The 24,123-nt window shown below is 65.0% G+C and carries 18 protein-coding genes, 5 tRNA genes and 1 pseudogene; 7 read left to right on the forward strand and 17 right to left on the reverse strand.

Features of this window, described 5'->3' with window-relative positions:
* Positions 1–43: 43 nt before the first annotated feature.
* From K2R93_08715 to K2R93_08770, 12 genes are all read right to left on the reverse strand, one after another.
* Positions 44–1,207 (reverse strand): hypothetical protein, encoded by a 1,164-nt coding sequence (locus tag K2R93_08715; protein ID MBY0489910.1) that lies wholly within the window; start codon positions 1,205–1,207, stop codon positions 44–46.
* A gap of 101 nt (positions 1,208–1,308) precedes the next feature.
* Complete coding sequence (locus K2R93_08720; protein ID MBY0489911.1) at positions 1,309–2,184, reverse strand: DUF4397 domain-containing protein; 876 nt, start codon at positions 2,182–2,184, stop codon at positions 1,309–1,311.
* Between the two features lie 41 nt (positions 2,185–2,225).
* Positions 2,226–2,693, reverse strand: a complete 468-nt coding sequence (locus tag K2R93_08725; protein ID MBY0489912.1) for a hypothetical protein — start codon at positions 2,691–2,693, stop codon at positions 2,226–2,228.
* A gap of 16 nt (positions 2,694–2,709) precedes the next feature.
* Positions 2,710–4,404, reverse strand: a complete 1,695-nt coding sequence (locus K2R93_08730) for a RagB/SusD family nutrient uptake outer membrane protein (GenBank protein ID MBY0489913.1) — start codon at positions 4,402–4,404, stop codon at positions 2,710–2,712.
* 12 nt (positions 4,405–4,416) lie between these two features.
* Complete coding sequence (locus K2R93_08735) at positions 4,417–7,809, reverse strand: SusC/RagA family TonB-linked outer membrane protein (GenBank protein ID MBY0489914.1); 3,393 nt, start codon at positions 7,807–7,809, stop codon at positions 4,417–4,419.
* Positions 7,810–8,338: 529 nt separating this feature from the next.
* Positions 8,339–9,016, reverse strand: a complete 678-nt coding sequence (locus tag K2R93_08740) for a hypothetical protein (GenBank protein MBY0489915.1) — start codon at positions 9,014–9,016, stop codon at positions 8,339–8,341.
* Positions 9,017–9,098: 82 nt separating this feature from the next.
* Entirely contained in the window at positions 9,099–10,052 is a 954-nt protein-coding gene (locus tag K2R93_08745; protein MBY0489916.1) for a response regulator transcription factor, read from the reverse strand.
* Between the two features lie 286 nt (positions 10,053–10,338).
* A complete protein-coding gene (atpC, locus tag K2R93_08750; GenBank protein MBY0489917.1) occupies positions 10,339–10,596 on the reverse strand; it encodes an ATP synthase F1 subunit epsilon in 258 nt (85 codons plus the stop codon).
* Between the two features lie 3 nt (positions 10,597–10,599).
* Positions 10,600–12,030, reverse strand: a complete 1,431-nt coding sequence (gene atpD, locus K2R93_08755) for a F0F1 ATP synthase subunit beta (protein ID MBY0489918.1) — start codon at positions 12,028–12,030, stop codon at positions 10,600–10,602.
* A 27-nt stretch (positions 12,031–12,057) separates the two neighbouring features.
* Positions 12,058–12,927: an ATP synthase F1 subunit gamma gene (gene atpG / locus K2R93_08760; GenBank protein ID MBY0489919.1), complete on the reverse strand. Its 870-nt coding sequence runs from the start codon at positions 12,925–12,927 to the stop codon at positions 12,058–12,060.
* 17 nt (positions 12,928–12,944) lie between these two features.
* The gene (atpA, locus tag K2R93_08765) at positions 12,945–14,516 is read right to left on the reverse strand and encodes a F0F1 ATP synthase subunit alpha (protein MBY0489920.1); all 1,572 of its coding nucleotides are present in this window, start codon (positions 14,514–14,516) and stop codon (positions 12,945–12,947) included.
* Between the two features lie 138 nt (positions 14,517–14,654).
* The gene (locus tag K2R93_08770) at positions 14,655–16,724 is read right to left on the reverse strand and encodes a hypothetical protein (protein ID MBY0489921.1); all 2,070 of its coding nucleotides are present in this window, start codon (positions 16,722–16,724) and stop codon (positions 14,655–14,657) included.
* A gap of 251 nt (positions 16,725–16,975) precedes the next feature.
* On the opposite strand from K2R93_08770, the gene K2R93_08775 reads away from it, so the two are divergent.
* Positions 16,976–17,737 carry a hypothetical protein gene (locus K2R93_08775; protein ID MBY0489922.1) on the forward strand — a complete coding sequence of 254 codons (762 nt, stop codon included), beginning with the start codon at positions 16,976–16,978 and terminating at the stop codon, positions 17,735–17,737.
* Between the two features lie 137 nt (positions 17,738–17,874).
* Positions 17,875–18,393 carry a hypothetical protein gene (locus tag K2R93_08780; protein MBY0489923.1) on the forward strand — a complete coding sequence of 173 codons (519 nt, stop codon included), beginning with the start codon at positions 17,875–17,877 and terminating at the stop codon, positions 18,391–18,393.
* A 50-nt stretch (positions 18,394–18,443) separates the two neighbouring features.
* Here K2R93_08780 and K2R93_08785 read toward each other — a convergent pair whose 3' ends face one another.
* The 5 genes and pseudogenes from K2R93_08785 to K2R93_08805 form a co-directional block, all read right to left on the reverse strand.
* Positions 18,444–19,898, reverse strand: coding sequence for an NAD(P)/FAD-dependent oxidoreductase (locus tag K2R93_08785; GenBank protein MBY0489924.1), 1,455 nt, complete (start codon positions 19,896–19,898; stop codon positions 18,444–18,446).
* Positions 19,895–20,731: a helix-turn-helix domain-containing protein gene (locus K2R93_08790; protein ID MBY0489925.1), complete on the reverse strand. Its 837-nt coding sequence runs from the start codon at positions 20,729–20,731 to the stop codon at positions 19,895–19,897. Before K2R93_08790 ends, K2R93_08785 begins: the two co-directional genes overlap by 4 nt.
* Positions 20,728–21,312: an NUDIX hydrolase gene (locus K2R93_08795; GenBank protein MBY0489926.1), complete on the reverse strand. Its 585-nt coding sequence runs from the start codon at positions 21,310–21,312 to the stop codon at positions 20,728–20,730. The genes K2R93_08790 and K2R93_08795 overlap by 4 nt, the downstream gene beginning before the upstream one ends.
* A 71-nt stretch (positions 21,313–21,383) precedes the next feature.
* Positions 21,384–22,115: pseudogene (locus K2R93_08800) on the reverse strand (ABC transporter ATP-binding protein).
* 136 nt (positions 22,116–22,251) lie between these two features.
* Positions 22,252–23,139, reverse strand: coding sequence for an RNA polymerase sigma factor RpoD/SigA (locus K2R93_08805; protein MBY0489927.1), 888 nt, complete (start codon positions 23,137–23,139; stop codon positions 22,252–22,254).
* Between the two features lie 343 nt (positions 23,140–23,482).
* Here K2R93_08805 and K2R93_08810 point away from each other — a divergent pair.
* The 5 genes from K2R93_08810 (at position 23,483) to K2R93_08830 (ending at position 24,045) form a co-directional block, all read left to right on the forward strand.
* Positions 23,483–23,555, forward strand: a tRNA-Ala gene (locus K2R93_08810).
* 41 nt (positions 23,556–23,596) lie between these two features.
* A tRNA-Gly gene (locus K2R93_08815) sits at positions 23,597–23,669 on the forward strand.
* Between the two features lie 17 nt (positions 23,670–23,686).
* Positions 23,687–23,760 (forward strand) — tRNA-Val (locus K2R93_08820).
* Positions 23,761–23,861: 101 nt separating this feature from the next.
* A tRNA-Arg gene (locus K2R93_08825) sits at positions 23,862–23,935 on the forward strand.
* A gap of 36 nt (positions 23,936–23,971) precedes the next feature.
* Positions 23,972–24,045 (forward strand) — tRNA-Pro (locus tag K2R93_08830).
* Positions 24,046–24,123 lie beyond the last annotated feature (78 nt).

A 24,123-nucleotide genomic window follows, 5' to 3' on the forward strand; every position in this document is an offset into this window, starting at 1 on the left:
CATTATTTCAGTGTGCTCCCGCCTGAACGCGCGGTCACACCAGTCAGGCTTTGGGCACGTGCGCAAAGAGATCACGACGCACCTCGGGGTTGCTGATCTTCCAGAGCACACCGTCGGTGAAGTAGTGATGGACGTTGATGAACATCAGAATGAGAATGGGCGCGGCCTGCGCCGGCACCTCACCGAACACATTCCCGATCACGCCCATGAGCGCATTCGGCACCACCTGCGAGACCAGGACGCTCGCGACCAGGAGCAGCACGGCATAGATCGCCATGTGCACCACGGCCCGCGCGCCGGTGGTGGTGGGCGCCTCCTTCACGACCGTGGTCGTGCCCGCGGCGCGGTTGTATTCCACGCGGAACGGGAACACCAGGTACTGCAGCGAGTGCGCGATCTGCACCCAGAAGAGCGCCTTGGGATCGCGGGCCATGACGGCGTACCACACGAAGATGGCCAGCCAGGCGGTGATGGCCAGCAGCGGTGGGTTCTTCCCGGTGCGTTGGCGCATACGCACCAGCCCCCACGCGCCGAGCGCGAACGCGATGACCGTGGCCGCGGACGCCACCTGATACACGATCTCCACCCGCGTCGGATCGCGCAGCTGCGTGTACAGGAACCACGCGAGATGCCACGTGAGCATGATGCGCAGGCTCGTGCGAATGAGCGTGCGCTCGCGCGCGTCAAAGCCCGTGCCGGCGAGATAGGCGAAGGACGCCATCATCCCCCACGCCTGGCCGGTGTAGTGCCACGCGAGATATACACTCGCGACCGTGACCAGACCGATGCCGAGTGTCTGCGTCCAGTCGGTCATCACGATGGCGGCGATGATCCAGAGCAACAGCAGGGCGGGCACCCCCATGCTGGCCCATTTGTGCTTCATCACCATCGCGCGACTGCCGTACACCAGCCGGTACGACGCCAGGAAGTGCGGCATGTTGATAGCGGTGCCGATCCACGCCTGCGCCCCCGCGCCCACCAGCACCAGATCGGTGCGTCCGGTAGCAAGCAAGGGCAGCATCACCACGATCGAGAGCCCGCCGACGGCCAGCCAATCGATGAGCGGCGAAATCATCGAGCCGTGCGCATGCACGGTCGCGGTGGGGCCGTAGTCGGCGCCGACGGTGCGGGCGGCCGTGGTGACGGGAGCGGACGAGCGATTCGCGGCGCGGGCGGCAGCCCGGCGCTCGCTGCGAGTACTAACCATCGCAAGAAGCTGATGTGCGCCTGCGAACCCGTCAACGCAAAAGAGCCGCCGATTGCTCGGCGGCTCTTTTTGATCGCACCGGGCGGTGCGTCACCCGCGCATCAGAAGCCGCGCGGCGGACGCACATCCCACACGAACGTCCCAGCCGGCACCAGGAAGGCGGCCGCCTGCGGCGTACGGGCACCGGCCGTGGAGCGCGGGAAGACGATCAGCGAGATCGCCGAACCGGCCACGGTCGTACCGGGCGTCGAGCTGATATCGAGCTTGCCACCCGCGCCGGCCGACGACGACGCGGCCGTGCCCGGAAGGGCGAGCAGGTTGTTGAACAGGTTTGTCGTGCCGCCAGCAGCGCGCACGCTGAACGTGATGCTCGCCGGATCGACGTTGATGTAGTTCGACTTCGAGAGGCCCGGCACCGCCGCCCACGACGGGTCAGTGGGTTCCGTGCCACCCGTGGTGAAGTAGCGCACGTCGATCGGCGACTCGGTCGCGTTGATCACGCGGATGGCCACCTTGCCGGAGGGCACCGTCGTGGTCTCATCCCAGCTGCCGAGCTTGAGCGTACCCGTACGACCCTGTCCCCACATGATGTAGGTGTAATTCGTACCGGCCGTCAGGTTCGCCGTGCCGCTGAACACCTTGGTCGACGCGATCGTCTGGATCGTGTCGTCAAGGAACACCGCGTAGCTGCGCGCGCCGGCTCGGGCGGCCTTGTACTGCACGAGCGTGGAGCCCGTCACGCCGCCCGAGGTCGTCGGGCCGCTGCGGAAGGTGTGGCGGAACTGCGCGTTCGACTCGACGAGGTCGAGGAACCGGAAGTCGACGCCAAAGGCGCCCGACGTGTCCGGCGACGCGTTGATGAAACGCACGCCGGCCGTGGGGAGGTCTTCGGTGGTGATGACCGTATCAGGGCGGCACGCCGTGAGGGTGGCCCCGGCCACCATCGACGCCACCGTGAGACGAAGGATGCTTCGCATGGACAACTCCGTGGAGGGAGATACTAGAGTTTGCTTGAACATCAGGGCCGAGGAATTCGAGTGCTCGCGCCGGAGTCGGAGGGCGTCTTGCCTTCAGAGCCCTGCAACAATCCCGAGAGACTTCCCTTGGCCACCACAAATACCACACCAAGGACGGCGCCAGTCACGATGGCCGTTCGCCTCTTCGAGAACTGCCTCTTCGACAACAGCGCGACCTGATCGGCCCCGATGCGAATGCGTTCACCAGACCAAACCTGATGGACTCCGCTGAGCAGGGATACGCTCGACGCCGCAACGGTGATGGCGCTCGCATCACGCGAGACCAGTCGCCCTTCCACGACATCCACCCCCGGACCGAGCGTAGCGACCAGATTGGCTCGCCCCGCATCCGTCACTTTGACCAGCACTTCTGTGCCGGCAGGGAGGGCCTCGCCGACGACAGGCATTGCGGTAAAGCAGCCGGCCGTCATGGAGACCATCAGCGGCACCGACAGGGCCGCCCAGCGCATCACTGATCGCAACGGATCACCAGCCGTACACGCTGGTCGCGGCCGAAGAATTCGGCGCGTTGCCCGGGCCAGGCCCGGCGCCATAGATGGCGCCTACCGCAATGCCGCGAGCCTGAAGATCCTGGTACGGCACCGCCCAGAACAGTGGCGTATCCTTAGGCAGTTCACCCCACCCACGGCCATCGAGGAACCACGGCGAGTAGTGCGTATAGGCCGTCTCGATGCGCTTCTCGTACTTGAGCGCGTCCCACAGCGTGCCGCAGCCCACCGTGGTGAAGTTCGGCACCTTCGGCACCTTTGGCACACAGGCGTTTCCGCCCGGCACCAGCGACGTTTCGTCGAACGCCGTGATGGCCGGCAGGCCAGCAGCCGTACGAGTACGGTTCACGAGTGCTGCCGCAGCGGCATACTGGCCCTTGCGATACAACCCTTCAGCCTGGAGCAGATCGATTTCCGCCTTGACCATGAATGGCGTGGCGCCGTTCTGTGCTGAGCCGTCGCCGGAAATGCGCCACGAATAGAAGCGCACGTGGTCGTAGTTCGAAAAACCGAAGCTCAGACCGGCGAGCACATCGTTGCCGGTCGGACGATTGACGAAGTATCGCTTGCAGGGCGTGCTGGCTGCCGAGCAGGACGTGATCGCGAAGTCGGCCTGCTGCGCCGAGCGGGTGGTACCCTGCGGGAAGCGCAAGTCGGGCGTCGCCATGGTGAAGGAGGCGCCGTTACCACCACGGTCTCCGACCGGCTGGGCAATCCACGCGGCGTACGCTCCAGACGTGTCCGCCATGCCGATGAAGAACGGCGGCATCTGGTGCCACGTGCTGAACGACAGGAACTGCGCGCGCCACGAGTTGGTCGGACCGACGGTCGTGCTGGTCGTGATGTTGTGATCGCTCGTGATGCCGTTCTGGGCGTCGGCGATGATCGCATCCCAATCCGCCGCGGCGCGCTCGGCCGGTGTACGGCCCATATTCGCGCGGAGACGCGCCCGATAGCTGCGGATCAGCTTCACGAATTCAGCCGCCGAGAAGGTCGTGGGCGAAGGAATCCACGTGGCCGGAAGCGGGAAACCGTTACCGCCCGTGCCGCCAGCGTTCGCAAAATCGATCGCCCGCTGAAAGGCGGCGTAGGCAGAATCGGCGGCCGCCTTATAGCCAATGAGCTTGCCCGGATCTTCGTTGGTCATACCGTCCACCACGAGCGCCACAGAGTCGTGCATGAGCGCCGTGTAGCCGATCGAGAGCCCGCGAAGGAACTCGGCAAACGCCTTTGCGCGGTTGTCTCGCGCCGTACCGCCGAGCGTCAGGCCACCCTTCATCTGGTTCAGGATGGACTGAGCAACTCGGTTCACTTCGCCGTTGAACGAATACAAGCGGTACTGCTCGCCGGCACAGGTGTTGCCAGGCGTGTTCACGTTCGCCGCGCCCGAGAACGGGGCACGAGCGTTCATGCAGTTATTCGCCAGCGATGAGTAGTTCATCATCGACTGGATGGAGGTCATGCCCTGCAGGTCGGTGGTGCTGCCGTACACACCACTCGACCAGCGCTTGTAGTACGTGCCCAGAAGGGCCTCGGCGTCGTTGGCGGTGCCAAGGACGCGGGCGGTGTTACCCTGGTTCGGGTTCTGCACCGCCAGCGAGCTGTCGCTGCACCCAGCCGACCCGACCAGGGCAACCGCGAGTGCGGCTGCCCGAAGGAAAGTGCGATTCATGTCGTCAGGATCCTAGAAGCGCGTCTGGATGGTGAACGTGTACGTGCGGAGCGTCGGGAAGCCGAACGCGTCCACCTGATTGACGAGACCCGAGCTGGCCTGACCCGCGCCGCTTACACCCACTTCGGGATCGAGGCCGGTGTACTTCGTGAACGTGAAGATATTGCGACCGATCAACTGCAGCGTGACGTCGTTCATCCCAGCGATCTTGCCGAGTTGGTACGTGACAGCGAGTTCGCGAAGCTTCGCGTACGTGCCCTTCTCGGTATTCCAGTTGTTCGGACCGAGGAGGTCATAGAAGCCGCCTGTGCCTGCGCCCTCGGAGCCACCGACGCGCCAGCCGTAGCCAAGCGGCTTCGCTGTCTCGACGGACCGACCGCCCATGTCGAAGTAGTTGTTGGCGAAGTCGAGCAGCCCCCAACCGGCGCCCTGATTCTGGATGTAGTGGCCCACGGTCCCATCGAGCAGCCCGTACAGCGAGAGCTTCTTGTAGGTGATCGTGTTGTTGAAGGCGAAGCGGAAGCTGGGCAGGGTGTTGCCCAGGATGCTCGTGTTGCCCGTACCTTCGCCCTTCTCACCGCGCAGGGGGCGGTCGACGATCGGGTGACCAAACTGAAGGGGATAATTCCAGGGCGAATTGGCCGCCGAGAGCTTCGTCTGCCAGAGGTTCTTGGTGATGCCGTCGCGCCAGCTGTTGCCATCGCCGACCCACACGACCCACCCCTGGTCGTTGACCTGATAGGCCTTGCCGTCGCCGCACTGCGCCTGCACCGAGGCCGGCATGTCGCCACACGACTTGTAGAACTTGCGACCCCAGATGCCGCCGTAACGATTCACGGGGTAGCCGTTGCTCTTGTCCGTCCGCGCCGTGAAAAGGAACAGCGAGCCGGTGCCCTGCGCCGTGCCGGCGGAGGTGAAGTACTCCGGCATGAACAGCTCGGTGATGTACGTGCGGTTCCGATCGAACGTACCGCGCGTATTCCACGAGAAGTCCTTCCGGCTGATCACCGGCAGGTTGAGCGCGACTTCGAACGTCTTGTTCTGCAAGGTACCGGCATTCTGCCACTTGCTTGAGAAGCCGAGCGAGGCCGGCGTCGGCACCTGCAGAATCTGGTTCGTCGTGAGCGACTGGGCATAGGTCAGTTCCACGCCGAGCTTACCGAACAACGTGAAATCCGAGCCGAATTCGTTCTCGGTGGTCGTTTCGGGCTTGAGCTGCGAGTTACCGGCCTGGCCGAGTGAGCAGCCTGACGCCGCGCAGGAGTAGGTCTCGTACTGCGCCGTGAAGCGCGGGGAGTTGCCGGCCGACCCGCGCGAGGCGCGGATACGCATATCCGACACCTTCGGGAGGCTGAACCACGACTCTTCCGAGAGACGCCACACGCCGGAGAGACGACCAAAGTTCGCGAAGCGGTTACCGGCACCGAAGAGCGATGAGCCGTCGCGACGGAACGTGCCGTCGACGATGTACTTGCCCTTGTAGTCCAGGTTTGCACCCGCAATGGCACCCACATTCTTGACGAGCTGGCTGCTGGACGACGTGGAGAAGTTCGTGGTGGTGTTGGACAGCGTGTACACATCCTTCACCACGTACTGCTCACCGCTCGACCCGTTCGAGAGGATGTAGTCACGATCCATCAGACCGCGGATGTTCAGCTTGCCATTCAGGTCGGCCATCAGCTGCTTGCGGAACGTACCAGAGACATACGCGTTCATGCTCTGGCGCGTCTGGTTATCGATGCTCTGGTTTCCGTTATTCGTGGCCGGATCCAGCGTCTGCGTCCGATAGCCCTTCGAGACGTAGGAATTCGAGATGCGGTCGCGATTGTCAAAGCTGTACAGCGCTTCGAACGAGGCCCACGGTGCCGGTGTGTAGGTGGTGTTGATCGACCCCTGCCAGCGGTCCGCATTGGTATAGGCGTTGAAGTACTGCTGCTGATACAGGAAGCTCCCGCCGCCGTTGCCAGTCGGGCGGAAACCCGTGCCACCACCACGGAGAATCGGACGACCGAGGGTGTCGACGGCGGTATAGTCCGTGCCCGGTGTCGCACCGCGCAGGAGCTGGCCGAAAATGCTGCCCTGACCGCCACCCGAACGATCGTCGACCGTGCTGCGGTTGAAGAGCGAGCTGACCGACACCGTGAGGTTCGGGCGTACATCGTAGTCGAGGTTGACGCGGGCGCGGCGCTGCTGCGCACCGTTGAGACCCTTGATCGCGCCACCGTCGTTCGTGTACGATCCGGTCACGAAGTAGCGCACGTTGCCCACGCGGCCGTTCACATCCACCGTATTCAGCTGCGTCGGGCTATTCGTCGCGACCTGCGCCAAACCGTTGTAGTACTGGCCCGGCCAGATGCTGGACTGGTACACGTTCAGCAGCTCGCCACCCGAGGCCGCCGGCGCGTTCCACTGAATGTTCTGCTGCGTGCGCGTGGTATCTGCGTTGACGTTGTTGATGCGCAGGATTTCTTCCATCCAACCAGTCGTACGCGAGCAGCTGGAAACCGCACCAGAGCCAGCAATGCAGAACTTCTTGCCCGTTTCGTCCAGCTGCAGCGGGTGATTCACCGGCTGAATGAGGCGGGACGAATTGAGGTCGGAGGTGCCGTACTCAATGCGGGCCCCGACGCGCGTTTCGTTGCGCGTCGCACCACGCTTGGTCTTGATGTTGATCACGCCGTTGGCCGCCTGCGCGCCGTAGAGCGAGGCACCAGCGGCACCCTTCACGACTTCCACCGACTCGATGTCGAGACCGCCGATTTCGGCGAGCGACTGATTGCGGAGGATCGTGCCGTCGACGATGATCAGCGGGCCCGTGCCACGGCCGCTCGCGTTGATCGACGTCGGGCCGCGGAGCATGATTTCCGGCGAGGCGCCCGGGCGACCGCTGGTCTGGGCCACGCGGAGACCGGCGACCTTACCCTGCAGCGCCGTTACCGGGTTCAGCGCGGGGACCGGAATGTCCTCGGCCGTCACACGACCGACGGCGAAGGCCACCTTGCTGCGCTCGGTGCCTTCCATGGAGCCGGAGACGACGACTTCGCTGAGGCGATTGACGTCCTTCTCGAGCGAGAAGTTCTGCGTCTGCGAGCCCGGCGTCAGCTTGATCGCCGCAAAGGCCGGCTTGAAGCCGACCGCACGCACGCGGAGGTTCACGGCCTGGCCGGACACACGCGCCGCCGGAACCGTAATGGAGAAAATGCCCTGCGCGTTGGTCGGCACCGAGATCACGAGCTCGGTGATGTAGACGTTGGCGAACTCGAGGGGCTGGCCAGCGTCACCGAGCACCTTACCGGTGATGGTGGCGTTCTGCGCCTGCGCTCGGGCCGAGGGGATCACCGCGAACAGCCCCAGCAGGGCTGCAGCGATCGCTCTCGCGGGACGGGTGAAGGACTTGGGCAACATCGCTCTCCCAGGGGTGAAGAAGACGGAACTGCGGGCCTACGAAAACCACCGGTCTATGCGAAACCGAAAACCGACGCACAGTGGTCGCCCCGTTCGCTCGCGATTCGGCGCGCGCGGACGGTCTGCACCACCACGTCAGTTGTCGGGGAAAGCGAGGGACTGCCTGGAGGGACTGCGGAGGGACGAACAGCGCCCTTCCGGGATGACGGATCCACGGAGAAAAGCCATCCCGTGATCCACGACACCCGCACCGAGGGCAAGCGCCAAGGCTAGCCCGCGTCGGAAGGGTTGGCAAGTAGGGACAGACAGCGGGACGGGACGACACGCAGTCCCGAGGGGGGACGATGAGTCGAACCGCTGCGCTTCCACGTCCAGAACAACGGTCGGGCGTGCGGCGTCACACGTCATTGGACGTATCAAACAGAACCGCCGCACCGGAACGGTTCGTCCCAGTGCGGCGGTTGATGTGGATCGTTTTCTGGCGAGCTCTTCTATATTGTGCCCCGCGCTCGCGAGGCGCCGGCCGATCTCAGCGCCGCCCCGTTCCCGCCAGGGACGCTGGCGTCCACCGGACGCCGATCGCGAACGTGTCGTCGCCAACAATCACGTCCGAGCCACTGAAGCTGGCGGCCGTCACGACGCCGAAATTCCGGGTCACCTGCCACAGGGCGCCGGCGTCGAAGTTCAGGCTGATCGTGGATCGACCATCACGGTCCGGCCCACCGCACCGGCTGCACACGTCCACCGAGGCGCGCGGATGGACGTACGGCGTGATCGCCATCCCCTGATCGAGCGCGAAGCGGTGCCCCACGCTGACGCCCACCGGGATGCGCAGCACGGTATTGTTGCCGCCAAACGCCGCCCCGACGCCCGCGGTCAGCATCACGTCGAGCGGCTGCTCCGCCGAGGCGCGCGCCAACTCCTTGCCAAGACCGCCGCCCACGAAGAGCAGCGGATCCGCGCCGCCCTTGGGATCGGCCAGCCCCGCGTCGAGCTGCCAATGCATGCCGCGTGAGGCGCCCTCCCGCCACTGAAAGAGGAGCGTCGTACCGGCGCCGCCGACCAGCGCCGCGGTGTAATCACGCGTGCTCGCCTGCGGCGTCTGCAGCGAGGGATAGTTGTACGCCTGGGCCCGACCGAGCACCGGCGTCGCGAAGGTGACCGCACTGATCACGGCGGCCACGGACCAACGAGACCACACCTGCATGAAAGCTCCCGGAGAACGTGACGCCGAACAATACGCGCGCACGGCGTCCACGTTCCACCCGGTGCCCCGGACAATCGGTGATCTAGCGCACGCGCGCGCGGTAGGTGCGCGACAGGCGCAGCGTCGAGCCATCGCCCAGCACGAGCAGCCCATCGCCGCCGGGCAACGGGCTCATCTCGCGCACGCGATCCATGTTGACCACGATCCGACGGTGAATGCGCACGAACTGCCGCGGATCGAGGGCGTTCTCAATAGCCGTGATCGTCCCGCGCGTGCGATAGGTTTCGCCGGCCGCGTGCACGCGGATGTAGTTGCCATCCGCCTCGAACCAGTCCACCTCGGCCAGCGGCACGAACCGCGTGCGGCGCCCCTCGCGCACCAGCACGCGAAGTGGCGGCGTCGCCTGTCCGGCCCGCCCCCCATCCTCGCGGGACAGATCGAGCACCGACTCATCACCGGCGCCAGCCGCACGGCCGCTGCGCGCATCCGGCCGGCTGCCATTCCGCCACGGATTCGACGCCACCAAGGTGCCGGTGGCCGCGCCGCCAAAGTGCCGGCGGCGACGCCCGTCGCCCGCCGCTCCGGCGACCGGTTCGAGCACGCCCAGCGCGCTCGCTTCGCCAATGAGCCGCTGCAGTTCATCGGCCGTACGCGCCAGCGCCCGGTGCACGACCACCTGGCGGGCACGCGTGAGCGCCTCCTCCACGCGGGAGGCGTCGGCGGGCCAGAGGACAAAGTCCGTGGCCTGCACGTCGAAGGCGGCGACGGCCTCCTCCTCCTTCGTGCCGATCGCCACCAGCGCGGCGGGACGCTGCGCCGCCGGCAACTCCCGCACGAGCGAGAAGGCCGCGCCATCGGCCAAGGTCGCCGCCAGCAGCGCGATATCGGGGAGCGGGGTGGCCGTGAGCGCGGCGAGGGCCGCGCGACGATCCGTCGCCTGGGCGACGAGTGACAGGTCCATCGCCGACAGCATCGCCGGCAACTGGGCCGCCAGAGGGGCGGGCACCTGTCCGAGGACTACGACACGGAGTGACATGAGGCAGGAGGGAGACGACAGCCGACACGCTGCGTGCAGGCAGGAGGGCAGTGCGTGGCATCGTGCCACGCGACATCTGCTCTACGGCGCATACCGTGGTGACGTTGCACCACTGAGAAAGCGACTCCGGAGAGATCCTCGCCTCCGACATTTGGTCGCCGCGGTGGTTCGTCGGGCACCGCTCTGCACGACGAACCCCGCGAGGACACACGCAGGAAGCGCCCGAAGGCACCTCAACCGCGTCACTGCATTGGCCGCGCCACCGATTCCGGTGGCGGGGTGTGTCTTATTGCGTCGCGTGTTCCGTGACGACGCGCACGGTGTCATCGACGACCTGCAGGAAGCCGCCGCTCACCGTGAACCGCTGCTCGCCGGCGGTCGTGTCCACGCGGAGCGTGCCACGGCCGAGGAGCGTCATCAGCGGGGCGTGCATCGGCAGGATGCCCACCTCACCGTCGAACGCCGGCGCCACCACCCCGCGCGCGGTGCCTTCGAACAGCACGCGCTCGGGGGAGATGACGGACACCTTCAGGGAGTCGCTCACGAATCAGCCCTGGAGCTTCTTCGCGTTCGCCACCACGTCTTCGACACCACCGGCCATGAAGAACGCCTGTTCCGGCAGGTGATCGAACTCACCGGCGCAGATCCGCTCAAAGCTCGAGATCGTCTCTTCGAGCTTCACGTACTTGCCCGGGATACCCGTGAACTGCTCGGCGACGGCGAACGGCTGCGACATGAAGCGCTGCAGGCGACGGGCCCGGCCGACGATCTTCTTGTCGTCTTCCGAGAGCTCGTCCATGCCGAGAATGGCGATGATGTCCTGCAGCTCCTTGTACCGCTGCAGGATGCGCTGCGTCGTCGTGGCCGCGTTGTAGTGACGCTCGCCGATGTACTGCGCGTCGAGAATGCGCGACGTCGAATCGAGCGGGTCCACGGCCGGATAGATGCCGAGCTCGGTGATCTTACGATTGAGCACGACCGTGGCGTCGAGGTGCGCGAACGCCGTGGCCGGCGCCGGGTCGGTCAGGTCGTCGGCGGGCACGTAGATGGCCTGCACCGAGGTGATCGAGCCGTTGCGCGTCGAGGTGATGCGCTCCTGCAGCTCACCCATTTCCGTGGCCAGCGTGGGCTGGTACCCCACGGCGCTGGGCATACGGCCGAGGAGGGCCGACACTTCGGAACCGGCCTGCGTGAAGCGGAAGATGTTGTCGACGAACACGAGCACGTCGGCGTTCTCCATGTCGCGGAAGTACTCGGCGACCGTGAGACCGGCGAGCGCGACGCGGAGACGGGCTCCCGGCGGCTCGTTCATCTGCCCGTAGATCAGCGCGACCTTGTCGAGAATGCCCGCTTCCTGGAACTCGAGGTAGAGGTCGTTCCCTTCGCGCGTGCGCTCACCGACGCCGCAGAACACGGACTTTCCGCCGTGGCCCTTCGCGACGTTGTTGATGAGCTCCTGAATGATGACCGTCTTGCCGACACCGGCGCCGCCGAAGAGACCGATCTTGCCACCCTTCACGAACGGGGCGACGAGGTCGACGACCTTGATGCCCGTTTCGAAGACTTCCGTCTTGGGCTCGAGGTTGACGAAGTCGGGGCGCTTGCGGTGGATCGGCCAGCGCTCGGCGTTGGCGGGGATATCCGCGCCATCGTCCACCGGCTCGCCGAGCACGTTGAGAATGCGGCCGAGCGCGGGCGCGCCCACCGGCACCGTGATCGCGCTGCCGGTGTCGATCACTTCCATGCCGCGCGTGATGCCGTCGGTGCTCGACATGGCCACGGCGCGAACCTGGTTGCGACCGATGTGCTGCTGCACCTCGGCGGTGACGCGGATATGGGAGCCGTCGGGCGCCGTCGTATCGACGCGCACGGCATTGTAGAGCTCAGGCAGGTGATCGTTCTCGAACACCACGTCGATGACGGGGCCGATAACCTGGACGATCTTGCCGACAGTGGTCGGGGCGGCGGTGGTAGCCATGGAATGCGTACTGGATATGGTGAAACGTCAGCCCTGCAGTGCCGATGCACCGCCGACGATTTCGGCGATTTCCTGCGTGATCTGCGCCTGACGCACCGAGTTGTACGTGCGCTTGAGCAGCTGCAACATCTCGGTCGCGTTGTCGGTCGCGTTCTTCATGGCCGTCCGGCGCGCGCCCTGCTCGCCGGCCGCCGTCTCCACGAGGGCGCGATACACCGTATTGCGCACATAGAGCGGCAACAGCGCCTCGAGGATTTCTTCGGCCGACGGCGCGAGAATGAAATCGCGCATGCCGGCCGCCCCGTCCGCCGTCGGCGCCACCACCGGAAGCACCTGCTCCGTGGCCGGCGGCGTGGACAGCGCACTCTTGTACTTCGCGTACGTGATGTACACGGCGTCGATGTCACCCGCCGCGTAGCGCGCCATGAGCGCGTCGATCAGCGACGCCGCATCATCGGCGCTCGGACGGTCACCAATGTCGGCGCGCGACGTGGCGAGGTTCCGGCCCAGATACTTGAAGAAGCCGATGCCCTTGCGCCCCACGATGTGCAGCTCGACGCTGATGCCCTTGCCTTCCCACTCGGCCAGGCGGGCGCGCGATTCACGGATGAGGTTCGTGTTGAACGCGCCGCAGAGGCCACGATTGGCGGTGAGCACCACCAGGGCGGCCTTGCGCACCTGCGCCGGGCGCCGGAGCAGCGGGAACTGCTCCGCGAGCTCCGGCGAGTACACCCGCGACAACACCTCGCCGAGCGCCAGCGCGTACGGACGCGCCGACGCGACGCGGTCCGCCGCGCGCTTCATCTTGGAAGTGGCCACCATCTCCATCGTGCGCGTGATCTTGCGCGTGTTCTCGACGGACTTGATGCGCCCCTTCAGTTCGCGGCCTTTGGCCATGAGTCAGATACCCTGGCTCAGCCGACGGAGGACTTCGTGTACTGCTCGATCGCGCGCTTGAGCTCGGCCTCGGCGTCCTTGGCCAGCGCCTTCGTGCTGCGCATGCCGTCGAGGATCTGCGGGAACTGCGCGCGCATGTACTCGAGGAAGCCCTTCTCCCACGCCCGCACCTTGCCGGTGTCGATCGTGTCGAGGAAGCCGTTCGTCGCCGCGTAGATCACCACGACCTGCTCTTCGAACGGGAGCGGCGAGTACTGCCCCTGCTTGAGGATTTCGACCGTGCGCGCGCCACGCTCGAGCTGACGCTTCGTGGCCGCGTCGAGGTCCGACGCGAAGGCCGCGAAGGCTTCGAGCTCACGGAACTGCGCGAGGTCGAGGCGGAGACGGCCGGCCACGCCCTTCATAGCCTTCGTCTGCGCCGAGCCACCGACGCGCGACACCGAGATACCGACGTTCACGGCCGGGCGAATACCGGCGTTGAAGAGGTCGGTCTCGAGGAAGATCTGACCGTCGGTGATGGAGATGACGTTCGTCGGGATGTACGCCGAGACGTCGCCGGCCTGCGTCTCGATGATCGGCAGCGCGGTGAGCGAGCCACCCGGCTTGAGGATGTTCTTGCCATCGACCACGCCTTCGTCTTCGCGCAGCTTGGCGGCGCGCTCGAGCAGACGGCTGTGGAGATAGAAGACGTCACCCGGATAGGCTTCGCGGCCCGGCGGACGACGGAGCACGAGCGACAGCTGGCGATACGCCGCGGCCTGCTTCGAGAGGTCGTCGTACACGCAGAGCGTCGGCTTGCCCTCGTTGTACATGAAGAACTCGGCCATCGCGCAGCCCGAGTAGGGCGCGATGTAGAGCATCGGCGCCGGGTCGGACGCCGAGGCGGCGACGACGATGGTGTACTCGAGGGCGCCAGCCTGACGAAGGCGCTCCACGACCGACGCGATCGTCGACGCCTTCTGGCCGATGGCGACGTACACGCAGATGACGCCCTGGCCCTTCTGGTTGATGATCGTGTCGATCGCGACGGCCGTCTTACCGGTCGAGCGGTCGCCGATGATGAGCTCGCGCTGGCCGCGACCGATCGGGATCATCGAGTCGATGGCCTTGATGCCGGTCTGGAGGGGCTCCTTGACGGGCTGACGCACGATGATGCCCGGGGCCGGCGACTCCACCTTGCGGAACTTGGTCGAGCGGATCTCACCAAGCCCGTCGATCGGACGGCCAAGGGGATCGACGACACGGCCGATGAGTTCCGGACCGACCGGCACTTCGAGCACGCGGGCGGTGCGACGGACTTCGTCGCCTTCCTTGAGCTGGAGATAATCGCCCAGGATAACGGCGCCGATGTTGTCTTCTTCGAGGTTCAGCGCCATGCCCGTGATGACCTGCTTGGTCTCGGACGACGTGAACTCGAGCATCTCGCCGGCCATGACCTTGCCGAGGCCATAGATACGGGCGATGCCGTCCTTCACTTCGAGGACGGTACCGACTTCCTCGACGTTGAGATCGGCGAGGTCCGCCGCCTCGATCTCACGCAGGAGGATGTCCTTGATTTCGCCGGGGCGCAGGGCGGTCTGGGTGGCCATATGGGCAGGCTTGGAAAGCGTTGGTAACGTTTTTTGGGGACAGCTTGTGAAAATTATCACAAGGGGGTGGGGTGGGGCAACCGCCGGACGGCAGGAACCCATCAACCCCAAACCTCCTAACTCCGAACCCCGAACTGATCAGTTTGGGGTTTGGGGTGGTGGAGTTTGGGGATATCGGGTTGGGTTGGGGGTGGGGATGCGTTCCAGACTCACCCCTCTTCCCCGGTTCACTGCCACATACCAGGGCCGGTCCCCGAATCGTGGGATGAGCCGGCTGTTGGCTGGCCCAAGATCGGCGGCGTAGACAATCGGACCGGCGACGTGGCCCGTGGGGTCAATCGGTTCGAGCGGCAGTCCCACCCCGAACGCGACAAAGCCTCCGGTTGTGTCCGCGTCGAATTCCGTGCGGCAGGCGGGGTCGAGCGAGCCGGGGCCGTTGAGCGCCAGCACGCCGTCGCTGCTTGCCATGGCGGTGTCGCTTGCCACGATGCGCGGCGTCGCGGCCAGAACGCCGCGAACGGCGCTCACAGGTTGTGAGGGCGCCGCCTCGAATTGCGCGACCACCGCGTGCACCGCACAGGCGTCATGCGCGGCGAGCAGTTGTGCGGTCTCGTCGCGACGGAGTCCGAGGCCCCAGAGGCGGCGCGTGAGTCGGGCGCTGAACGGCTCGCGCAGAAAGACAACCGCGCTGTCGATGCTGGCGGCCTTCACTGCACCCTCCACATCGACCCGGAGGGCGACGCGCGATTGCCCCGCGATGCGCATCAGTCCGCGAACACCAAGGGTACTCGCAGGCGCGAGCCAGCTGATCGCCATCATGGCGGCAAATGCCATTGGCACGGCTGGCCGCCAGCCCGGCGAGACCCGCTCGCTCAGCTCGATGGGTAGACGCGCGATGAACACGATCAGCGTGGGCAGCGCCGTGAAAAGAAAGCGTGGACCGAGAAATTCACCGCGGCCCCAGTACATCACGTGCAAGCCCAGCTGGACAAGAAAGTGGCTCAATAGCAGGAAGTCCCACCGAGTGGGGCGCCTGACCAAGAGCAGCGAGACGCTCACGAGAACAATGGACGGGACGGGCCACGCCATTACGAACATGGCGATCTCGCCGAGATAAGTGAGCGCCTGCTCGATCCCCCGTTGCAGGGTGAATGCCCGGCCGTAAGGATCCATGTGGAATCCGATTGAGTGGCCAGCGCCCCACTGTACATCGTAGGCGAAGCGCAAGGCCGCCCCAGTCGTCGCCGATTGTGCAATGAAAAGTACGGCCACGCCTAGCAGGCCTCCGATGCTCTGTGACACCCACTCCACACTTCGGCTGATGTTCAACTTGAAGCGCGTGAGCTGAAACAGTCCCGTGGCGAGGGCGGCGGCCACGGCGTCGAGCGGACGGATCGTTGCCATCAATCCGAGCGAAAGTCCAATGAAGAAAGCGGTGAGATGGCGGCGTCGGGCGCTAACCTGCGCTTCCCAGCGCGGCAGCAGCCACAGCACGGCTGTCCAAAGGAACAGCACGGGAACGTGATTCATCATGGTCCCGCCCATGATTACGATGCTCGGGGCAGTGGCCATGAGCAGCGCGGCGACCCGCGCGACCTTCTCGCCATAGACCGAGCGAGCAAACCAGTAGACCGACGCCGCGCTCGCCCCAGTCAGCAGCGTGTTGATGATCCACGGCGCACCGATCAGCATGCCGGGGGCAAGAAGGAGCGGTCCCCCAATCGGAAACTGCGAATACCAACGTTCGCCGTCCACGACGGTATCGAGCGCGAAGAAGGCACGGTCCGGGTCTACGGGGAGGGCCCACCGGCCGGTCAACAGGATTCGCGCGTGCCAGAGCTGCGCGACTTCGTCGGTGGTGCTCGCCCTCGAACCGAAGACATTCCGGGCCATCCATGCTGCGGCACACGTCCCGACTATCGCCGTGAACAACGAGTAGGCAGTGGGCGACGAATCACTGAAGACGCCGACTCGGGCGCTCGGCTTGACCAAATTGAAGTGCGCAGGGACGAGTCGGACGAGCAGCGATAGAGCCACAACCATCAGGCCACCAACACCCCAGTACATCAACGCGCTTGAGGGATACGGATTGCCCCAGAGCACCGCCGGCACGATCGCCAGCACAAGCAACGCGACACCCAGGGTTCTTGTGATCCACTGGCGTGTCTTGCCGTCCGAGTTCAGGGTTCCGGGCACTTCATGACTCATGGGGCGATCGATTGGCGGTGCAAATGGCGAGTCGCTCGCGAGGATTCTCTCGAAGCTCAGATGCAATGTGCGGTGGAGTGTCCGCGGGCGCCATCGCGTGTGGCTTCGCCGCGTGATGGCACATCATGCGTGACCGGTAGCCGCGGGCCGAGACCGGCCAGCGTGCGCGGAATCACGGACGGCAGCGACCGTGCGACGTAGCTTGCGCCCTTCTCGCCTAGTTCAGCCAATGACTTGTGACGGAGTTGCGCATGCCCGAACCCCGGGACGCGACTGTGCTCTCGCCCAGTCTCGAAAGGCGATTCGCCAGCGTCGCCGTTTCCGCCTCACCGCTTTCGATCGTTCCCGGCCAAGGGCTATTGCAGCGTCTCTCGCCTTCGATCGAGCGACTGTGGCTCGACCCACTCATGCTGACCAGAATGGATCAGCAGTCGCTGACCCGCTCCTCGACGAGTGCAGGCGTCGCCATTGTTATCTGTGGCCAGATGCGACGTGAATTCGCCGCTCGTGCACTCCCCATCGTGGCGCTTGGGCGTGCCTACCTCCTCGACGTCGAGGATCCAGAATGGGAGCTCCGCGCTCGATCCTTGTTGTCGGGCCCGTCGCTCGCTGATCGAATGCGGAGCCGGATGCTCGAGGATCTGTGCGAGCGCTTGAGTGTCCTCTCACTGCCGGCAAGGCTATGGCTACTGCAACTGTTTGCCCGCCCGTCGCCTCAGCGACGGGCTGCCCCGCCTGTTGCCGTCTATCAACGCATCGCGCGCGAACTGCAGCAAGCGCGCCTCGCTTCCGCAGGCGCCATCGTATCCGTGCTCAGGCTTCCGCTCGCATGCGAGATGCTTGTGGTTCGGGACTGGACGCTGGAGCGGTTATCGGTGGAAGCGGGGATCACATCGCCGAAGCGCTTACGTTCGCTTCTCGTTCGACACATCGGCTGGGGACCTCGCGAGTTGCGACGACGATTTGACGAGGGGTATGTCAGCGAGCGTCTGTGCGAAGCGCTTCGTAGATGAGGACAGCGCCAGAGCCGGAAGGATGTTGGGACAGAATCCGACTGTTCTTGATCGCGAGCGGGGCTGACGGAAGGAGAGCACACCTCCATGGTGCACGCCCGGAGCGACGATTCCCCTTTCATCCGCAAGGAGGCTACATGTTTGCGCGAATCACGCTTTTGGTCCTGGCCCTCGTGTCCGAGACCGCCTCGCTCAGCTCGGGCACTGAGGCGAGATCCACCGTGCCTAATCCTCCGCTCGTAATCGCGGCAAGCGCGCCGCAGGACGGGGGCACGGACGCAACCTGCTCCACGTACCCGTGTCCGGCGGGCTACCGTTGGTACCGCTTCATCGATCCGAACTGCCCGGACAATCCGGACACGTACGAAGCGTATGTTGAGTATTGGAATGCAGATAACAGCTTCGCGTACGACACCTATGCGGGACACGCCACTTACTGGTGCCTGGGCTATCAAGCCTCGACCGTGGGGAGTTCGGCGGTCTATCAGAACTGCGTGGCAAACTCCCCGTGGAACTGTCTGGACCTGGGGTACGAGGAGAGCCCGCACGGCTTGTTGGGTTTTGAATCCCTCGACGGTGTAGCCGCGGCTGTCACGCGCTACCGCACAATGGGGTTGCCTGAACGCGATCATGGTCAGCAACACCACCGCTCCTAGTCACAAGGGCGAGCGCCCCCTAACCGTGGTACAGGGGGCGCTCGACGCCGTCAGTCATTCGAAGCGACCCGCTGCTCCTCGTGGTACTCGTAATCCGTGTTCACTGCCCACACATCTGTCGGGGCCGCGCTCGCCAACGTGTTATCGACGGTCAGCATAGCGGTCAGCATCGAGTGATCTTGGTTGTTGTACTTGTGCATGCCATTTCGACCGATGGTGTGGAAGTTGTCCATCGTATCGAGCGCACGACGAATCACCTCGACGCGCCGGCGGTAAGACTCGTCGTAAATCGGATAGGCCTTCGGCATGCGCACGACCGCACCATCCAAGAACATCTCGTCCGCAATCAAGCCAAGCTGCCGAAGCTCGGCTTGTCCAAGCAGGACGAGAGCGTCGTCCGGCATGGTCCACAGCTCATCGCCTTCGAAGCAGAAATACTCGAGTCCCAGACTCGTCACGCTCGGGTCGGGTACCATGTCGGAACTCCAATTCTTGAAATTCTGAATACGCCCAACCCGAACCCCTGGCGTGTGGACATAAATCCAGTTGTCGGGGAAGACCTGCGGGTTGGCGACGACGAGGCTGACCAGTAGGAAGTCTCGATACCGAAGGCCACGTGCGCTCTCATGCACCGATTCACCGAGCGTCGGCGTCAGCAATGTCACCAACGCCCGGAGATCGGTTGTCGAAATCACGTGTTCCGCTGGAAAGTCCTGCTCACGCTCGCCTACCCGCGCCGTGACCGAGTGCACACCGCGGGCCGTTCTCGAGATAGCGGTGACCTCGGCATCAGTCAGGACCGTCGCCCCACCATTCAAGAGCCGTTCGCGAAAGGCCTCCCACATCTGGCCGGGGCCAAGCCGCGGATAGTGCATCGATGTGATGAGCGACTTGATCGCGTGAGATCGCCTGTTGAGGCCGGCGGAACTGATAAGCGCACGCAAAAGAGAGAGCCCCTGAATGCGCTGAGCGGCCCATTCAGCGCTGATCTCCTCGCATGGGAGCCCCCACACCTTCTCGGTGTACGTCTTGAAGAAAATCTCGAAGAGTCTCCGACCAAACCGATTTACTACCCAATCCTCGAACGTGCGCTCATCTCTCTTCGGATGAATCCGCGCGGCGCAGTAGCTCAGGATGATACGGATGGCTTCTATCGCTCCCAAGCCGCGGAGTGCATTCGCGGCCTTGAGCGGATAGTCGAAGAACTTACCATCGTAAAGAATGCGAGAAAGCCGCGGCACCGTGCGCAGCTCGGAACCGAGTAGCTCTTCCCACAGCTGTTGCACGCGTGCGAACTTCGTGAAGAACCGGTGTCCTCCGATATCCAGCCTGACGCCCCTGAACTCGACGGTACGAGAGATCCCTCCAACCACGGTGTCCCGTTCCAAGACGGTGACGCGCGCCCCCGCGCGTTGCGCCAGCAGCGCCGCTGTCAGTCCCGCGGGACCAGCCCCGACGACAACGACACGATCTCCTTGATGCAGGCGCCTGACCGTTCGACTCATTGCCCAGCGATGTCGTCGTCCGATTCTGGAGAGGTCGACGTCTTCTCAAAGCGGGCCAGCAAATCCACGGCGCGCAACCGCGACAGGCTCGATGCCTTGGCGCCCACGAGGCGCTGCGTGGTGCTCGAGAGATGCGACGAGCTGGCGAAGCCGAGCACCTGGGCCACGTCCCGCACGTCGTAGCCGGCGTTCTTGGACAACTCGGCGGCGGCCAGCACCCGGACCAGGTCGATGACCCGCTTGAGGGTGGGGGCCTGCCCCACCGCGAAGCTCCGGGAGAGGTGCTCGCGGGAGACACCGAGCTCCTTGGCCAGCTGGTCGGTGCGGACCGGACGCCCGGCACGGCGTACGACGCTGGCCCAGACGGCGATCTGGAGCGGGGTCTCGAGGTGCAGCAGCGCCGGCGGGGTCGCCAGCGCCTTCTCGAAGCGGGTGCTGAAGGCGCGGCGCACCACGAGGTCGCGGGCGGCGCTGTCGTCCACCCCTTCGATAAGGATGTCGCAAACGCCGGCATCAACCGCCTTGCTCACCACCGGCGCATCGGCCGGCAGCAGCGGCGAGATCAGCACAAATGGGATGCTCGAGAACTCCTCGGCCTTGGCCAGGAGCTTCTGCGCGTCTTCGCCGGCGCCGGCATCGATGATGACGGCATCGACGAGATCCTTGATGAGCTGCTCCTCCACGTCGGCGGCACTGCGCGCGCTGATGACGTGGGCGCGACGGCGCGGGAAGGCGCTGCGCACCATCGCGCGCGCCCGGTCCCGCTTGAGGAGCGCAACGAGGCAGAGCGGCGCCGACGTGGCGTCGCCGGAGGGGCGGGCAACCTTCGTCACGACTGCGGGAGCTCGCGCGGGGGCATCGCCGGATCGGCCGTCACGACCGGCGACGCGATCGGCGTGATGACCGGTGTGCCGCCGGGTGTGCGGCGCGGTGGTTCGGCCGGGTCGAGCGACAGGTCGATCCCCTGCACCATCGCGTTGGCGCGCAGGAGCACCTCGCGCGCGTTGGCGTAGCTCACCAGGCGCGCGGCTTCATCGAACCGCGCCCACTTGCAGGCGGTGATCCCCTCTTCCTTCTGCGGCACCGTGTCTTCGCGCTCGGTGTGCATGAGGTAAAAGTGACAGACCTTGTGCACGAGCTTCCCGCGGAAACGAAAGAACCAGTCGATGGTATCGATTTCACCATCGAGCTCGACATCGTCGAGACCGGTCTCTTCGCGCACCTCGCGCACCGCGGCCACGTGCGGTGCTTCGGCGTCTTCGAGATGTCCCTTGGGGAAGCCCCAGTTGCGATAGCTGTCGCGAATGAGCAGGAACACCGGCTCGCCATTCTCGAGGCGATAGACCACGCCACCGGCGGACGTCTCCAGCTTGGCGCGGGGACGTTTACGCGGTTCGCCGGTGTGGCGTTCCATCAGCCGTGCGCCCTGGTGTGCACGTCGGCGGGCAGGCTGCCGGGCAGCCCGGCCACTAATTCGCTCTCGTCATCGAGCGTCGCCCGCCCCTCGATGAACTGGCGCACGATGGGATCGGTGCTGTGCTGGATCTCGTCGATGGTGCCGACGGTGCGCACCGTGCCCTCGTACAGCATGGCGATGCGCGTACCCACAGTGTAGGCACTGCGCATGTCATGCGTGATGACGATGCCGGTCACGCCGAGTTGTTCGCGCATGCGCACCATGAGGTTGTCGATCGTCGCCGAGGTGACCGGATCGAGCCCCGTGGTGGGTTCATCGTAGAGGATGTACTTGGGGCGGAGCGCGATCGCGCGCGCGATGCCCACGCGCTTGCGCATGCCGCCCGACAGCTCGGCGGGCATGCGGCGCTGCACATCGGGGAGATCCACGAGTTCGAGCGCTTCGGTGACGCGCACCCCGATTTCCTTTTCCGAGAGCTCGCCTTGCTTGCGCAGCCCCATGGCGACGTTCTCGCCGATGGTCATGGAGTCGAAGAGCGCCGCGAACTGAAAGACGTAGCCGATCTTCCCGCGCAGCGCATAGAGATCCTTGCGCGAGAGTTCGTCGACGCGCTTGCCGTCGACCCAGACCTCACCACTGTCGGGCTCGAGGAGCCCGACGATGTGCTTGATCGCCACCGACTTGCCGGTCCCGGAGTAGCCAATGATGACCATGGTCTCGCCCTCGTTGACCGCGAGGGAGAAGCCACGGAGCACCTGCTTGGGTCCGAAAGCCTTGTGGACGTTCTTGAACTCGATCATGGGATCACAAATATGACAGCGGCGGGGGAATGTGGCTAGTTCGAAACCCGTAAACCCCAAACCGAAAACCCCGAACCCCGAACCCCGAACTGATCCGTTCGGGGTTCGGGGTTCTTGGGTTCGGAGTCGACGGGTTTTACGCCGCGAAGCTGCTCAGCGCCCGCCCCACATCCCCTTCCCGCAGGCGCTTGAGCGCCCGGTCGCGGAGCTGACGCACGCGCTCGCGGGTCACGCCAAGCATCGAGCCGATCTCTTCGAGCGTATGCTCGCGCCCGCCTTCGAGACCGAAGTAGAGCCGGAGCACCTTGGCATCGCGCGGCGGGAGCGTGGAGAGCGCCTGCTCGATTTCATCGGTGAGGAAGCGATTCATGGCTTCCTCTTCCGTGTCGGGCATTTCATCGGCGACGAAGCGCTCGATGAGGGAGCGATCGCCATCCGGGTCCATCGGGGCGTCGAGGCGCACATCGCCGGTATTGAGCGCAGCGAGCGACTGCACGACATCCACGGACAGGCCGGTGACCTGCGCGAGCTCTTCGGGCGACGGCTCGCGGCGCAGCTTCTGGCGGAGGATTTCCGACGCCTTGATGATGCGCGAGAGGTCGGCGGTCCGATTGAGCGGCACGCGCACCGTGCGCCCCTGGCGCGCGAGCGACGACAGGATGGCCTGCCGAATCCACCACACGGCGTAGGAGATGAACTTGACGCCCTGATCGGGATCGAACTTTCGCGCCGCGGTGAGCAGCCCGACGTTGCCTTCACCGATCAGATCGATGAGCGGGAGGCCACGGTTCTGATACTTCTTGGCGACGGAGATGACGAAGCGGAGGTTACGCTTGACCAGCTCCTGCAGCGCATCCTGATCACCGGCACGAATCTTCTTGGCGAGCTCGATTTCTTCCGCGGCCTTGAGGAGCGGATAGGTCGAGACCTCGTAGAGATACTGGTCGAGGATGTCGCGTTCCGGCTCGCTGGGGGCGATGCCCGCGGGGGTGGCCCGGCGGCGCTTCCGCTTGACTTCAGTCATGGCGTTCTATGGACCTTGGGGTGCGCGCACGCACCCCCGACAGAGAGACGATGGAGCTGCAAAGCGAGTGGGCTCGGCTGGCCTGCACAACGATCGGCGCCTGAGGCCCGGCCCCACGGTTCGCGACGGCGTCAGCGCGAACGGCTCCAAAACCCAGCGCGATGGCGAGGTTGAAGCGCACAGCGGGGGAGCCATGCAAGATACGCCACCGGTGAGCTTTCGCCAGTGCGAATCGGGAAACTCTGCTTGACGCAGGACATACACCTGACTAGACTTCGCGGTTCCTGACGCCCTCGCTGGCGGGGAGCCGCCAGGCTCTCGCTTGGCGGGGGCGTTGGGTCCCGGGGCTGTAGCTCAGTTGGGAGAGCGCTTGAATGGCATTCAAGAGGTCAGGGGTTCGATTCCCCTCAGCTCCATAGCAGGACAGCAGGATCGGTCAGGGTGACCGAGTTGGTATGCGGGAATAGCTCAGTTGGTAGAGCACAACCTTGCCAAGGTTGGGGTCGCGGGTTCGAGTCCCGTTTCCCGCTCTGTAGGGCCGATGTCCGGGTCGTTAGCTCAGTTGGTTAGAGCGCCACGTTGACATCGTGGAGGTCACAAGTTCGAGTCTTGTACGACCCATGTAGTGCCAGTAGGTTGCGGGTCCTTCGCCGCAAGGCGGGGGGTAGGGCCCCTTCACGGGGATCCCCTTCGGGGGGTGCGGTTCCGGTTGGAAGTCCGTTGCGCCTGTAGCTCAATTGGATAGAGCATCTGACTACGGATCAGAAGGTTGGAGGTTCGAGTCCTTCCAGGCGCGTTGCAGTAGCGGTGTAGTATCTGGTACGGAATCGCACGGGGCGTAGCTTAGCCCGGTAGAGCGCCTGCTTCGGGAGCAGGAGGTCGCTGGTTCAAATCCAGTCGCCCCGACTGAGAGAAGATAGAAAGCAGAACGGCCAACTCGTTGATGTTCAATGGGTTGGCCGTTTTGCTTTTTCGACGCTTCCG

It is taken from the genome of Gemmatimonadaceae bacterium, assembly GCA_019752115.1.
Lineage (GTDB): Bacteria > Gemmatimonadota > Gemmatimonadetes > Gemmatimonadales > Gemmatimonadaceae > Gemmatimonas.

Bases quoted from the DNA above. Each gene is read 5' to 3' on its own strand.
- K2R93_08715 (MBY0489910.1), bottom strand. From the start codon at position 1,207: ATGGTTAGTACTCGCAGCGAGCGCCGGGCTGCCGCCCGCGCCGCGAAT.
- K2R93_08720 (MBY0489911.1), bottom strand. From the start codon at position 2,184: ATGCGAAGCATCCTTCGTCTCACGGTGGCGTCGATGGTGGCCGGGGCC.
- K2R93_08725 (MBY0489912.1), bottom strand. From the start codon at position 2,693: ATGCGCTGGGCGGCCCTGTCGGTGCCGCTGATGGTCTCCATGACGGCC.
- K2R93_08730 (MBY0489913.1), bottom strand. From the start codon at position 4,404: ATGAATCGCACTTTCCTTCGGGCAGCCGCACTCGCGGTTGCCCTGGTC.
- K2R93_08735 (MBY0489914.1), bottom strand. From the start codon at position 7,809: ATGTTGCCCAAGTCCTTCACCCGTCCCGCGAGAGCGATCGCTGCAGCC.
- K2R93_08740 (MBY0489915.1), bottom strand. From the start codon at position 9,016: ATGCAGGTGTGGTCTCGTTGGTCCGTGGCCGCCGTGATCAGTGCGGTC.
- K2R93_08745 (MBY0489916.1), bottom strand. From the start codon at position 10,052: ATGTCACTCCGTGTCGTAGTCCTCGGACAGGTGCCCGCCCCTCTGGCG.
- atpD (MBY0489918.1), bottom strand. From the start codon at position 12,030: ATGGCTACCACCGCCGCCCCGACCACTGTCGGCAAGATCGTCCAGGTT.
- atpG (MBY0489919.1), bottom strand. From the start codon at position 12,927: ATGGCCAAAGGCCGCGAACTGAAGGGGCGCATCAAGTCCGTCGAGAAC.
- atpA (MBY0489920.1), bottom strand. From the start codon at position 14,516: ATGGCCACCCAGACCGCCCTGCGCCCCGGCGAAATCAAGGACATCCTC.
- K2R93_08770 (MBY0489921.1), bottom strand. From the start codon at position 16,724: ATGAGTCATGAAGTGCCCGGAACCCTGAACTCGGACGGCAAGACACGC.
- K2R93_08775 (MBY0489922.1), top strand. From the start codon at position 16,976: ATGCCCGAACCCCGGGACGCGACTGTGCTCTCGCCCAGTCTCGAAAGG.
- K2R93_08780 (MBY0489923.1), top strand. From the start codon at position 17,875: ATGTTTGCGCGAATCACGCTTTTGGTCCTGGCCCTCGTGTCCGAGACC.
- K2R93_08785 (MBY0489924.1), bottom strand. From the start codon at position 19,898: ATGAGTCGAACGGTCAGGCGCCTGCATCAAGGAGATCGTGTCGTTGTC.
- K2R93_08795 (MBY0489926.1), bottom strand. From the start codon at position 21,312: ATGGAACGCCACACCGGCGAACCGCGTAAACGTCCCCGCGCCAAGCTG.
- K2R93_08805 (MBY0489927.1), bottom strand. From the start codon at position 23,139: ATGACTGAAGTCAAGCGGAAGCGCCGCCGGGCCACCCCCGCGGGCATC.